The sequence below is a fragment of the Armatimonadota bacterium genome (genome assembly GCA_016223145.1).
GTDB lineage: Bacteria > Armatimonadota > Fimbriimonadia > Fimbriimonadales > Fimbriimonadaceae > Nitrosymbiomonas.
In genome coordinates this window covers 184,755-197,715 of record JACRPN010000004.1, presented here as the reverse complement: position 1 = coordinate 197,715, position 12,961 = coordinate 184,755, and the positions used below count along the sequence as shown (strand labels likewise).

General features: G+C 62.2%; 10 protein-coding genes. 5 read left to right on the top strand and 5 right to left on the bottom strand.

From position 1 onward, the window contains the following. Positions 1 to 75 precede the first annotated feature (75 nt). Complete coding sequence (fliD, locus tag HZC36_02150; GenBank protein MBI5705770.1) at positions 76 to 2,319, bottom strand: flagellar filament capping protein FliD; 2,244 nt, start codon at positions 2,317 to 2,319, stop codon at positions 76 to 78. Positions 2,320 to 2,345: 26 nt separating this feature from the next. Further along, positions 2,346 to 3,320, bottom strand: a complete 975-nt coding sequence (locus HZC36_02145) for an HDOD domain-containing protein (GenBank protein ID MBI5705769.1) — start codon at positions 3,318 to 3,320, stop codon at positions 2,346 to 2,348. A gap of 395 nt (positions 3,321 to 3,715) precedes the next feature. Between HZC36_02145 and HZC36_02140 the strand changes: the two genes are divergently transcribed. From HZC36_02140 to HZC36_02125, 4 genes are all read left to right on the top strand, one after another. Then, on the top strand, positions 3,716 to 4,705 hold the full coding sequence (locus HZC36_02140; protein ID MBI5705768.1) for a hypothetical protein: 990 nt from the start codon (positions 3,716 to 3,718) through the stop codon (positions 4,703 to 4,705). Positions 4,706 to 4,724: 19 nt separating this feature from the next. Then, positions 4,725 to 5,867, top strand: coding sequence for a hypothetical protein (locus tag HZC36_02135; protein MBI5705767.1), 1,143 nt, complete (start codon positions 4,725 to 4,727; stop codon positions 5,865 to 5,867). A 12-nt stretch (positions 5,868 to 5,879) separates the two neighbouring features. Then, positions 5,880 to 7,223 (top strand): caspase family protein, encoded by a 1,344-nt coding sequence (locus HZC36_02130; protein ID MBI5705766.1) that lies wholly within the window; start codon positions 5,880 to 5,882, stop codon positions 7,221 to 7,223. 81 nt (positions 7,224 to 7,304) lie between these two features. Next, positions 7,305 to 8,162 carry a hypothetical protein gene (locus HZC36_02125; protein MBI5705765.1) on the top strand — a complete coding sequence of 286 codons (858 nt, stop codon included), beginning with the start codon at positions 7,305 to 7,307 and terminating at the stop codon, positions 8,160 to 8,162. Here HZC36_02125 and HZC36_02120 read toward each other — a convergent pair. The 3 genes from HZC36_02120 to HZC36_02110 are packed head-to-tail and all read right to left on the bottom strand — an operon-like array spanning position 8,152 to position 12,149. Beyond that, positions 8,152 to 9,762, bottom strand: coding sequence for a methylcrotonoyl-CoA carboxylase (locus HZC36_02120; GenBank protein ID MBI5705764.1), 1,611 nt, complete (start codon positions 9,760 to 9,762; stop codon positions 8,152 to 8,154). The two genes, HZC36_02125 and HZC36_02120, sit on opposite strands and share 11 nt — an antisense overlap. 12 nt (positions 9,763 to 9,774) lie before the next feature. Further along, positions 9,775 to 11,469, bottom strand: coding sequence for a HAMP domain-containing protein (locus HZC36_02115; GenBank protein MBI5705763.1), 1,695 nt, complete (start codon positions 11,467 to 11,469; stop codon positions 9,775 to 9,777). After that, positions 11,466 to 12,149 carry a response regulator transcription factor gene (locus HZC36_02110; protein ID MBI5705762.1) on the bottom strand — a complete coding sequence of 228 codons (684 nt, stop codon included), beginning with the start codon at positions 12,147 to 12,149 and terminating at the stop codon, positions 11,466 to 11,468. The genes HZC36_02115 and HZC36_02110 overlap by 4 nt, the downstream gene beginning before the upstream one ends. A 158-nt stretch (positions 12,150 to 12,307) precedes the next feature. Here HZC36_02110 and HZC36_02105 point away from each other — a divergent pair. Beyond that, a partial coding sequence (locus tag HZC36_02105; GenBank protein MBI5705761.1) for a hypothetical protein occupies positions 12,308 to 12,961 on the top strand: 654 nt, incomplete at its 3' end.

Genomic DNA, 12,961 nt, shown 5'->3' with positions numbered 1-12,961 from the left:
CCCTGGCCCTAATGCCCAATGCCTAATGCCCTAAAGCCCTAATGCCTCAATGCGTAATGCCTAATGTCCCAGGCATTATCTGTTGATCGCCGAGAGGCTGTTCATCTGCTGCTGGAGCTGGGACATCGCCGCTTCCATTGCCGCAAACTTCTGCTTGAGTTGCTGCTGTTTGAGCGTCAACCGCTCTTCGAGGTCGCTGATGGTTTGGTCGATCGTGTCAATTTGGTCCTGCAGCGACTTATCGTTCGTTGTGAAGAAGCCCGTGATGCTGTCGGTGAACGTTGAGACGGTCTCCTCGATCAGCGCCGCCGTTCCCTTTGTAAACGTCAGACTTCCCACGTTGCCCGTGGCAGTACCCGTGTAGAGGATCTGCAAACCGTCGGTCGTGTCGTTGCCCGAATCTCCGGTCAGGTACTGGCCGTTCCCCGTCGCCGTCTCGCCGTTAATCGTTCCGGCTACATCGACGCCGGTGACAGCCGCGCCCGCACTGGACGTGCCAATGCCGCTCGAGTTGGCCGCCGCGGCGACATTGCTCACAACCGCGAAGTTGCCGTTGGCGCCGTACTTCTTGCTCGTGAGTTTCAGCGAGCCGCTCTCGATGCTCGCAAGCAGCAAGTCCTTCAACTTCTCGTCCGCGTTGATCAGGTTGACAATCGCGGTTTGGCTCGATCCGCTAGGCACCGTCATCACGTAGTTTGTGCTGCCAAAGAGGCTCCCACTAAACGTTAGGTTTTCGCTGGTTGCGGTGACTGATGTCTGAGCCGCCTCGGCCGTGTAGGACCCTTTCGTCGCGACTTGCGATATGGAGATGTCGTACTGTCCCACTCCAGAAGCCACGGACTTTGAGGTGCTCGACACGTATTGCAGGCTGGATACCGTGGTTTGCCCCTTGGCGATGAACACCGCGGCCACGGCCGACGGATTTGTGGCAAGTGCCTTGTCCAATGCAGCTTCATCAAGCTTCAGCTTGCCGCCATCGCCAAACGAGAACCCAAGCTGCGCCACGTTGTCATAAGCCGTAGTGAGTCCGTCAACATCCGAAAAGATGAGGTTTGAAAGCGTATCCTCCACCTGCTGCACGAGCGAATCGCCGAAGAGCTGCCCGGCTGCATAGGTCTCCTTGTCAAAGCTCGTGTTCGACTTGATGAAATCGATGATCCCGTTGTAGGCGTTGACATACTCCTTTACCTTGTCCTTGACAGCCGTGTTGTCTTGGGTCAAGGTCAGGACCGAGGCTTCTGGGGTGGTGACGTTGGCTTTGAGCAGGTTCAGCGTCACGTCCGGAATGACTTCGGTGACCGAGTTCGTGCTGCTCGTGAGGCTCACACCATCCAGCGTAAACTCCGCGTCCTGGGCCGCGATCAACTGGTTGCCATAGCCTTTCTGCAGGATGCCGAGAGCGGCCAGGGCCCCGTCCGTGTCGACAAAGGTTGGAGTCGAGGCGCCGGTGATGTCCAAATAGTAGGAGGTGACACCATCGGTTTCTTCCGAGCGGACGCTTGCCGTTGCCCCGGTTCCTGCGGCGTTGATCGTGTTCACCAGGTCAGCGAGGCTCTGGGTTTGCAGGTTTACCGAGACCGAGACCCCATTGATCGTGAATCCTGCGCTGGAGAGCCCCGTCGTCCCCCAAAGCTCTCCGATGGCGGTGGTCGAGCTCTCAAAGCCCGCGGATGTCGCGCCGTTGGTGATGGCTTCGCGTATGGAGGCGCTTCCGCTCGCCAGGCCAAGCGTCGAGGCGACGGTTCCGCTCGCGTCCGAGATCTGGACCTTGTTGTCGGCGCCCGGATCGCCGGATGTCAATGTCAGGTACGCGGCGCCGGTGCCTCCGTTGATGACGCTTGCAACCACGTTTGCCTGCGCGGAGTTTATCTTTTGCGCAAGAGCGGTCAAGGAATCGGAGGCTTCGACGGTGACCCCTTTGCCGTTGATCACGAGGAGCCCGGACAGGCTGAGGGCGCTGGAGACGTCCGTCTGAGCGGTTGTCGAGATCTTGTGCGATGTGGCTAATTTGGATACCGTAAGATTGTAGGTACCGGCGGTCGCATTGGTGCCTGCGGAGAGCGTCGCGACCTCTTCGTCGGAGGACTTGGCAGAAACGGGCGAAAAGGCCTGAGCCGAGTTCAAACTCATGGCCGCTCCGCTCATCGTCCCCATCAGACCCTTAAGCTGCTGGAGAAGCGTTTGCCGGCTGCGAATCTGCTGCTGCTGGTTCTGGAGGCGGCCGATCGGCTGCGCTTCGATGGTCAGCAATCGCTGGATGATGGAATCGCTGTCGATTCCACTGCTCAGGCCGCTAAAGGTCACGCCGGAAATGCTCATGCTGTTTTCTCTCTGCCTGCCGAGGGCTAAGCCGCTTCGCTCATCACCACGCCCTCACAGGCCTCGACCTTTTCTTTGACCACCTGCGCAAAGGCGGCTAGACTCTCGTCGCTGAAGTCTGCCCACTGAGCTGCGGCAGGATCCATCGGGATGGACGGGGCTTGCTCTTCGAAGGCCAGCTCTGCGGCTAGGTCCGCCAGGTGAATGACGAGGAGTCCTGGGGCGGTTGAGGCGTCGAACGGGCCGTGGTGGTCGCGGATGCAAGCCGTCAGGTGCGGAGGGAAGTTCCAGTTGATGGCGAGTTCCTCGCCAACCTCCATGTGGGTGACCCCAAAGGTCTCAAGCTCGACGTCTGGCAGGGGGCGGCCATCGCGTTCCGCCCGGCTGGCGACATCGAGGTGGGTGTCGGTGAAGTTCGTAAATAGGAAGAGCCTCCCAACGTCGTGAAGGAGCCCTCCAACGTACGCTTCCTCGATGGCTTTCGCGGGCATCTGCTTCTTGCGAGCCAGCTCCTGGGCGCCGATGGCCGCGCCAAGACTCTGTCGCCAGAACCTCTGGTGCAAGGCCCGCTGACGTGAGGTCGTCGCCTTGATCATGCTGAGCGATGCGATCGAGAGCGCCAGATTGCGAACTTGCTGCATCCCCACGATGACAATAGCTTGGCTAAGGCTGGACACCCTACCCGAAAGCCCGTAGTACGCCGAATTGACCACGCGCAAGACCTTGGCTGAAAGCGCCTGATCGGTCGCAATCATCTTTTCGAGTTCGGCGGCGCTGGTGTTCTCTTGTTCTGAGCAGTGGAGGATGCGCATGAGCACGGCCGGAGGGGCAGGCAGGTCCTGGATGGATCGCCTGACCAGGAACCGAACCGAGTGGGACCTCCATTCCTGAAGGCTCTGCTCCTCGTTCACGTCCGTTGCCTGTGGTGGCGCGTCGCTCGGAGCTTGCCTGTCGGCCAGCCGGCTTCTTAATTCGACAATGTTGGACGGGTTTTCTTGCATGCAGAGTTGACCTCCGGGCGCTATTGCCCCCTCGTCAAGCGTGCGAGGCTCCTTCTCTATCTTTGGCAGGGCGACTGCCCATCCTGAGAGACTGAAGGGCCAATATCTCGCCGAAAGGGACTGCGCCGAGACATTTGGCGCCGGTGTGGCCTCGGCAGCCCAGGGAAGTCCTGGACTCCGATCTCACAAGGTTGCCTGGGCTCATGGGCGAAGACAACGGATCGGAATGCTCTCCCGAACCGTCTATCTACAGAGTGCGCGGATTTCGCGGCCAGGCTGCATAGGCCGTGCTCTCTTTGTGCTTGTGCGCTGTGGAAGTTTGACCCGGCGCCCCAGAATAAGGGACAATAGGAGTCTCAAGCCAAGCGTGCTGGAATGAAAAGGACCGGAGAAGGATGAGTATTGGACAGCTTAGGGCAGCCATAGCGCTGATCGGGATGGCAATCGCGTGCAGCGGAATTTGCCAGACGCTAACCGTAACCTCCCCGACGGAAGGCGCGTTCCTCGGCCAATCGAACCAGATCAAGTTCACCGCCACGGGTGTAAACGTCGAGGTTCTAATCAAGGCAAAGGTCGAGGGTCCAGGTGGCGGCATCACCAACATCGAAGGGAACTTCACGCCGAACGCCGACGGCAAAGTGGACAATAATCTTGCCCTGAACTTTAGCGAATCGGCCCCTGAGGGCGCCTACAAGATCACCGTCACCGGAACCCGAAAGGACACCAACGTAGTGTTTGGCACAGCGGTTATCAACGTGACCGTGGACGTGCAAAAGCCCAAGTTCCTCCAGTTCAACCCCACCAACAACGCCTTCGTTCGCGGGATCGTGCCGATCATCGTCAAGGTACTTGAGGGCAACTTCAAGGACTATCGCGTCCAGATCAACAACCAGGACATCCCGAACAACACGGGCACGACGTTAACCAACGGCACCTTCACCGTCAGTTGGGACACAAGCGGCATCATCAACGACGGCAACCAGACGATTTCGATTCGCCTTCGAGACGAAGCCCAGAATGAAGCCACCCAGTCGGTGACCGTAACCATCGACCGCATACCGCCATCCGCCACCATCGTTCAGCCATTGGCCGGAGTTGCCCTCAGGCCCAAGTCCAACGTCTCTGTCGCCGTGGATGTGCAGGATGGCAGCGGCTCAAACATGGACTTTACGGGGGTGGACGTGGTGGCCCGCACGCTGGATGGCGCGTACTTGGGCCGGGTGTCTCGGTCCTCGTTCAAGAACGCCGGCGGCAACACGATGCGATGGTCGGGAAGGCTGCGATGGACCAAGTCGCTTCCCAAAGAGTTCAAGATTGTGGTAAACGTTCGAGACAGAGCCGGAAACGTCGGAGCCCAACAGGAGTTGACGGTCCGATACAAGTAGGTTCGATTAAGGAGTGAAGATGACACCCGCAAGGATGCTGAAGGTAGTCCGATGGCCCCTGTTGGCCTTGCCGTCTGTGGCCGCAGCCCAGATACCCGATATGGTGACCGCCTTCGACGCGGGTGGCCGCGCGATGGGCGCTGGCAGTTCTTTCTATGCGACCGGCGCCGACTCGATCAGCGCCGTGACAAACCCTGCTGGCTTAGCCTATGCTCGCAGCAAAACGTTTCAGATCGCGGCCCGAAACTTTCCTAAATCGAAATCCACAGTGACCGGGTCGCTGACCGATCTTCGTTACGACACATCCAATGAGGCCGGCGATCGCGCCCTTTCCCACATCGGCGCCGTGTTTCCCCTTCAGTCCCAGGGCGGGAGCGACCGTGGCACATTCAGCATCGCCTACACGGTGACCGGCTGGTTCAACGACGTCTCGCGCGGCAGCAACCTTACCGGCGGCATCGCGAACTACCTCGATTTCACCAGGGCGAAGACCAGCCTGTTGTCGTTCTCCTATGGCCGCGCCGTTGGCGACTCCGGCCTGTCGTTCGGCATTGGCGGCATTTACGCGATCCAGAACGTCCGCAACTTCCAGAACATCACTTTCACTGACAACAACATCCCGCCGCAGACAAACAACTCGGACCAGACGGGCGGTGGCCTCGGAGCGGTTGCGGGCTTGCTCTTCACCCCGCCGAGCCAGCCCAACTTGTCGTTTGGCGCAAGCGTTCAAATGCCGATCAATGTGAGGAGCAATGCCGCGGCTCTGGGCCTCTATCACAAGATCCCTGGCAGGTTCACTTTAGGGGCTTCGATGGCGAACGACGGTCTTCGCGGCGGCAAGGACTCCCTCATCTTTGGTGCTCAAGTGGACATGTTCTTCGATGGCAACGACAGCGACCGCATCGACCGCAAGAGCAACTACACGTCGTTCGGGACGGGCGTGGAATACATTTACGCGCGCGGCGTCGGCGTTTTCCCGATACGGTTGGGCTACCATTTGACTCCGGCCGGGGGCGACCATTTCACAAGGCGTAGCGGGCTGACTTACGGCATCGGCTATCGCCCCAACGAGGGGAACTGGACCCTCGATCTCAACTTTGCCCGGCCAAACGGCGGCGGCATCGACACCAGCTTGCTGTTCGGATACCGCTTCGGGGGATAGGAAATCGAATCAATGCGACGTTTGTGGGTATTACCGCTCTTCATCGCCCTTGTGCCGGCTCTCGGCTTGGGGCAATCCTGGCGCACGGCCTATGAGGCCGGGCTCGCGGACGCGCGTTCTGGCTCTTGGGAGAAAGCACGGGAATCGTTCAAACAGGCGGCAGCCTATCGCGCCGAGGACGTTTCGGGCCCCACCGTGTTGCCGGGACCCGCGACGGAGCGCCAGCGATGGCGCAACGGAGCGCCCTATTCGCCCAACTTCCTGGCGGCCTACTGCTCCTATCGGATCGGCCAGGCAAGCGTGGCGCAAGACGCCAAGATCAAGAGCCTCAACACCTCTGCAGATGAACTGAACACCCTGCTCGCGAAGAACCAGGTCAGCTACGAGGCGGTTTACTTCCTCTCGCAGATCTACACTCAGCTCGGCAACATGCAGAAGCGAACCGAGCTGGATCAGCGATTGCAGTCCGCCGGCACGCTCTCGTGGAAGGTGGACACCGAGCCCGTGGCGCCCGAAGACCTCGCGGTGGTTGCCCAGATGTCGGGCAAAGCGGCCCCTGGCGGCACGGACGTGCGAACGACCAACCCCGGCGCGGGAACGCCCCCGGTGCAGCCGGGCGTGACGATTCCTTCGGGTCCGATGACCCGGGTCCCGACGGTGCTGAACAAGTTTGCGCTCCTCATCGGCAACACTGAGAGCCGGCTGGAAGGCGCGAAAATCCCGTTTGCATCTGAGGACTCGATGCTGGTCCGTGAGTCTCTCGTGACGAGCGCCGGTTACGCCGAATCGAACGTGGACATGGTCCAGAACGCGACGGCGGGCCAGATGATGGCCGCCGCCAAGGCGCTGGCCGAACGCATTCCCGACGGGGCGACCGTGTTCATCTTTGTGGCCGGGCCGGGCGTGAACATCAACGGCAAGGACTACCTTGCCGGCGTGGACACAGAGCTCGCGACCGATACCCGCTCGATGGTGGCCAAGTCCGACCTCTACGCCCCGTTCATCGCCAAAGGCGCCCGCGTGTTCGCGTTCTTCGAGGCCAACCGCCCCGTCGTGGCGGGCCGCTACTTCGGGATGGAAGTGCCCATGTTCGGCAGCATCTCGCAGACGCAAGGCACCATCCCCGGCGAGCAGGTTCATTCCCAGGTTTTCAATGGCAGGACCGTTGGCGTTTTCGCCAACGCGCTCAGCGCCGTGATTGGTGATTTCAGGTCCAACCGTATTCCGATTCACGAGTTCGGTTGGCAAGTGTTTTATAAGATCCGGAAGGGAGATACTGGAGATGTGCCGGGCGCCAGTAGGCAGACACCCACGTTGCCCGTGCTAACGAACTTGGCAGCCGACGCCCGCTTCTAGCCTCTTGTCAGGGGTTGGGCGTTTCGGACTGATCGGGCCAATCCCCGAGGGTTAAGCTCTCCATGCTGGAGTGCCGGACAATTGAATCAGCTCGACCTGAGACCCGAATGCGTGCGTTTGATCAAGGCCCTTAGTGGTGACCGGGCAGACCGCTTCGTCGAGTCCAGCCTGCTGCCAGCCCTTGGCAAGGCCGTCGGCATCAAGGACCCGAGCATCGAAGAGGTTCTGGAAGAGCTGCAGAGCGGCTACAAGTGCCTTTGCGCCGTTTTCGCCCACTACGCGTTCGCTCGGCGTGGCAAGGATAGAAACCACCTTTCCGAAATCGCGCTTGAGGCGCTGAAGCGCACGACAAGCGAGGACGAGTTCGGACTGTTTCTTTCGCGGTCCGACGCTTCAGTGCTTTGGGACAACTTCGTCGTCGTGGCAAAGGAGATGGGCCACAAACCCATGGAGCAGCTCAACCGGGGCGTCGTTGCCGGCATGGCGGAGCTAGCCCAGGAGATCTTCGAGATCGACCAGCGCGGGAGCATCGCGGCGTGGATCATCGACGGCATTCGCAAGACGGGCCGTCTGGAGCCCCAGTTCTTTCGCATTGTGGACGTGCGCGGCGTGGGCCCGAAGCTCACCTCCCTGCTGCTGCGAGACATCGTGCACCTCTCGGGGCTCGAAAACTCGGTCGAGACTGCGGACCGCATTTACATTCAGCCGATAGACAAGTGGATACGCCTGCTCGCGCCCTACGTGATCGACGAGGAGGATGCTGACTCCTATGCCGACTGGATTCTCGCCGGAAAGATCTTCAAGTATGCGCGACGGGCCGGCGTGAGCCCGGTGCGATTTAACATGGGCGCGACCTGGTTCGGTATGCGCGAGGTCCGCGTTCAGGAGAACCTCGAGCGGCTCGTGAACCACCTGGTCTCGGGCAAACCTACATCCTGAACATGCTGAAGCCCGCAGGCGGAATCGGAGCGTATTGCGCGGCCTCGATCCCCAGAGCCACCACTCGGCGCGTGTCCACAGGGTCGATCACCCCATCATCCCAGAGTCGCGCGGTCGCGTACAGGGCCGAGGACTCCTCCGAGTATTTGGCAAGGATGGGGGCCTTGAAGTCAGACAATTCCTGGTCCGACATCGGCTGACCCTTGGCTGTGAGCTGGTCCTGCTTCACCGTCGCGAGCACCCCGGCGGCCTGCTCCCCGCCCATCACGGAGATGCGCGCATTCGGCCACATCCACATCTGTCGCGGCTGATAGGCGCGCCCGCACATCCCGTAATTGCCGGCCCCGTAGCTTCCACCGACGACTACCGTGAACTTGGGAACGTTGGCCGTGCTGACCGCCGTGACCAGCTTCGCGCCGTTCTTGGCGATGCCCTCGTTCTCGTATTTGCGTCCCACCATGAACCCCGTGATGTTCTGAAAGAACACGATGGGTACGCCGCGCCGGCAACACAGCTCGATGAAGTGCGCGCCTTTGAGGGCAGACTCGCTGAAGAGGATTCCGTCGTTGGCGAGCACCCCGGCAAGGTGCCCGTGGAACCGAGCGAAGCCGCAAAGCAGGGTCGTCCCGTAGTTGGCCTTGAACTCTTGGAAGCGGCTGCCATCGATGAACCTGGCGAGCACCTCACGCATCGGCATCGGCTGGCGCGGGTCGACGGGAACAAGAGAATAAAGGTCTTTGGGATCAAACGCAGGGTCCTGGGGGTCGGAGGAGTCGAGTCCCCACAGGCGGGGCCGTGAGCCGAGGCAGGCGACGATGTTGCGCACGATTTCGAGCGCGTGAGCGTCGTCTTCGGCGATGTGGTCGGCCACGCCGCTCAGGCGCGTGTGCACGTCCGCGCCGCCGAGGTCCTCAGCGGTGACCTCTTCGCCCGTCGCTGCCTTGACCAAGGGTGGCCCGCCCAGGAAGATCGTGCCCTGGCCGCGCACGATAACGGTCTCGTCGCTCATGGCAGGCACATAAGCGCCGCCTGCCGTGCAGGAACCCATCACAGCGGCGATCTGCGGGATGCCGCGAGCCGACATCAGGGCCTGGTGATAGAAGATCCGCCCGAAGTGGTCGCGATCGGGGAAGACTTCGCTCTGCAGGGGCAGGAACGCGCCGCCGGAGTCCACCAGATAGATGCAGGGAAGGTGGTTCTCCAGCGCGATTTCCTGAGCCCTAAGGTGCTTCTTGACCGTGACAGGGAAGTAGGTGCCGCCCTTGACCGTCGCGTCGTTGGCGACGATGACGCAGGGTCGGCCGTGGATCGGCCCGATGCCGGTGATGATGCCCGCGCAGGGCGCTCCGCCATCATACATGCCGTGCGCGGCCAGTGCGCTGAACTCCAGAAACGGGGCGCCGGGATCGATGAGCGCCTCGATTCTCTCTCGCGCGAGCAGCTTGCCGCGAGACTTGTGCTTGGCGACCGCCTCCTCGCCCCCGCCCAGCTTTGCGACGCGCAGCCTTTCGCGAAAGTCTGCGACGAGCGACTCCATCGCGTCGTGGTTTTGCCGAAGCTGCTCGTCTTCGAGGTGTAGCCGGCTGCCGAGGGTTTCCATTGTGGGCAGATATTACCGGGGAAGCCGAACTGTGGCGGACAGGCCGCCCAGCGGGGACCGTGAAAAGGTGAGCGAACCTTGGTGCGCCTCGGCGATACTCCTGCAAATGGCGAGCCCGAGGCCGAAGCCGCCCTCCGATCGTGCCCGCGACTTTTCGGCCCGGAAGAAGCGCTCGCCAAGGTGCTGCATCTGCTCGTCGTCCACACCCTCGCCCGAGTCCGACACGGTGACCTCCACGTAGCCTTCGGCTTCGGCGACGGCGACCTCGATCCTGCCGTCTTTGGGCGCGTGCCGGGCGGCATTGCTCAGGAGGTTTTCGAACAGCCTGACCAAAGCCAGTTCGGAGCCCAGCACCGAAACGGCCTCCATTGGCATCGTGACTTCGATCGGGGCGCCCTTGCCCTGATAGGCCGCAACCGAGGTCTCGATCGCGTCGCGAAGGTCGAGGGACTCCCGGTCCAGCGCAATGCGCCCGCCATCGGCGCGAGCGAGCGTCAAGAGGTCCTGAACGAGCACGCTCATGCGCTCCGCCGCCGCGTCAATGCTCTCGATTGCTTGACGGTAGTCCGCCGCTTGCCGTTCGCCCCCGGTGAGCGCCAGGCTTGTGTTGGCTTTAATAGCAGCGAGCGGCGTTCGAAGCTCGTGCGAGGCGTCCGCGGTGAACCTGCGCTGCAGCTCGATGGCGTCCTCCAATTCACGGAACGCCCGTTCGAGCCGTCCGAGCATGCCGTTGATGGTCTGGCCCAGGGCTGCGAACTCGTCCGCGCCCCTGGTCTGGAGGCGCCCCGCCAGGCTCTGGGCCGTGATGGTTTCTGCCGCAGCGGCCATCTCGCCGACGGGCCGCAGCGCCTTCCTTGTGACAAAGAAGCCGGCCAGAGCCACGAGCAGCAGCGAGAGCGGCGTGAACGCCAAGAGGGTGCGATTGATCCCGTTGATCGCGCGGTACGTCGCGGAAAGTGGGTGCGCGAGTTGGACCACGCGGTCTGGGCTTTCTTGCGGGAGCGGGCGCGTGTAGATGCGGTACGACTCGCCCTGAAGGTCCACGGTGGTTGTGGATTCTTTTCCCTGGAGGGCGTCCTGAAAAGCCGCAAAGTCCCAGGCGGGGTCCGAGCCCCTAACCTTGGCGGTTTCCAGGTCGTTCAGAAGCCGGGGCCTTAAGGTGTCGGTCGGCTGAGGCTGGCCGCCCTGGCGCTGCATTCCCGGTCCACGTTGTCCCATTGGGCCGGCCAACGGCCCATTCGCTGGAGGCATTTGGCCCGGGGTCGTTCCGTCTGCTTGTGGGGGCGCAACCCTTCTCTGCCCGCGCCTAAGTCCCTGTCCTGGTCTGCTTTGAGTTGAGATCTGCCCGCCCTCTTGAGCCTGGTGAGGCGGTTCCCCGGGCTGAGGACTAGGCACGCTGCCCGGATATGGCGGCGGGTTTTCGCCCCGTCCAAGGCCCGCGGGGTTACCTGGGGGCTGTCCAGGTTGTGATCGGCCTGGGCCCATGCCTGGGGCCATCCCGGAGGCGGGCCCCAGCATCGGCGGCATCATGCGGCCGAAGCCGGACCGCTGGAACCGGTCGGCACGCTGCCTGAGCTCACGATCCGCGCCCTCGAGCAGGTCGGTCCTGGCCTTCCATGAAACGCCCAGGCCCAGCAGGGCCACGAGCACGCCGGCGGTGGCGACGTTCCAGAGCGTCAGGCGCGTCGAGACCGACAGGCCGCTCAAATGTCCGCCCCTCCATCTGCGCGAAGCGAATAGCCGACGCCGTGAATGGTGTGAATCAGCTTCAGGTCAAACTCGGCGTCCACCTTCTTGCGAAGCAGCCGAATGAAGGCGTCCACAGTGTTCGAATAGCGGTCGTCGGCCATCCAGACCCGGTCCTGAATCACCTCGCGGGTCAGCACGCGCCCCTCGTTGGCCGCGAGCGCCTCCAGAAGGTCGAATTCCCTTGGCGTCAGCCGGATGTCCTTTCCGGACCGCGTCACGGTTCGCGCGCCGGTGTCGATCTCCAGATCGGCGGCGCAAATCACGCGGCTCTTGTGGAGTTTGTCGCGGCGCAGGAGCGCACGCACTCGAGCCAGAAGCTCCGGGAAGGCGAAGGGTTTGGTGAGGTAGTCGTCCGCACCGCAGTCGAGCCCCTTGACCCGCTCATCGAGAGCGTCGAGCGCGGTGAGCATGAGGATCGGCATGGGGTTGCGGTCCGCGCGGATTCGTTCGCAGACCTGCCAGCCGTCCATTTTGGGGAGCATGAGGTCGAGGATCATCAGTCCTGCCGTGCGGCCCTCAGCGGCTTCCAATCCATCCAGGCCGTTGTCGCAGACAGCGACCTCGTAGCCGGCCTCGCGCAGCCCGCGCTCGATCACCGACGAGATCGCCGCTTCGTCCTCGACCACCAGGATCTTCATGGGTTTGTCCAGCATACGCCAGACCCTCCAACCTTAGGATGCCTCGCACTGGATGAAAATGGCGTGAAAGTGGGGCTTTTCAGAGTTCTTTCATTTTGATGTCGTTGAATGGGGTGCAAGAGGCCAGAGCACCGGCCTTTTCCGATAGAGGTGAGACGATGAAAACCAAGATGACAGCGCGAACCCTGACGATGGCACTTGCGGCCATGGCGGTGGCGACGGCGTTTGGGCAAGGCGACGAGATCGCCCCAATCCAGATTGGCCAGCCAACACCGCCTGTACAGGCCCAAAGCGCGCCCGGTCCACGACTGGAAATCCGACTCAGGGTCCTACGCGAGGGCCTGCAGTTGACCGATGAGCAGGCGGCGAAGGTGCGGGCGATCCTGGAGGAGACGCGAAAGTCCGGCCAGGCGGTTAGGGCGCAGCAAGACCTGAAGCCCGAGGAGCGCCGGCAGAAGCTGGACACCCTGCATGAGGCGGAGCGCGAAAAGCTCCTGCAGGTCTTCACCGAGGAGCAGCGCGAGAAGTTCTCAAAGATGCCGCCCGCAGCCGCGCCCCAGGGACCCGTTGGCGAGGGTTTCCCCGTGATTCCGATTCCCGGACAAAGAGGTCCTGGCGCCCAGGGAGCGCGCGTTCCCGGCCAGCCCGGTGTGCCTATGCCTCCGATGCAGGGCGGTCCCGGTTTTGGCCATCAAGGTGGACCGGGCTTGGGACCCCAGGGAAGACGCGGAACCCAGGGAGGTCCCGGCGGACCGGGCTTTGGTCCTCCGGGTCGGAGAGGCCAGGGTCCCCAAGGAGGAATGATGCCCCCG

Bases quoted from the DNA above. Each gene is read 5' to 3' on its own strand.
- HZC36_02130 (MBI5705766.1), top strand. From the start codon at position 5,880: ATGCGACGTTTGTGGGTATTACCGCTCTTCATCGCCCTTGTGCCGGCT.
- HZC36_02120 (MBI5705764.1), bottom strand. From the start codon at position 9,762: ATGGAAACCCTCGGCAGCCGGCTACACCTCGAAGACGAGCAGCTTCGG.
- fliD (MBI5705770.1), bottom strand. From the start codon at position 2,319: ATGAGCATTTCCGGCGTGACCTTTAGCGGCCTGAGCAGTGGAATCGAC.
- HZC36_02140 (MBI5705768.1), top strand. From the start codon at position 3,716: ATGAGTATTGGACAGCTTAGGGCAGCCATAGCGCTGATCGGGATGGCA.
- HZC36_02135 (MBI5705767.1), top strand. From the start codon at position 4,725: ATGACACCCGCAAGGATGCTGAAGGTAGTCCGATGGCCCCTGTTGGCC.
- HZC36_02110 (MBI5705762.1), bottom strand. From the start codon at position 12,149: ATGAAGATCCTGGTGGTCGAGGACGAAGCGGCGATCTCGTCGGTGATC.
- HZC36_02145 (MBI5705769.1), bottom strand. From the start codon at position 3,320: ATGCAAGAAAACCCGTCCAACATTGTCGAATTAAGAAGCCGGCTGGCC.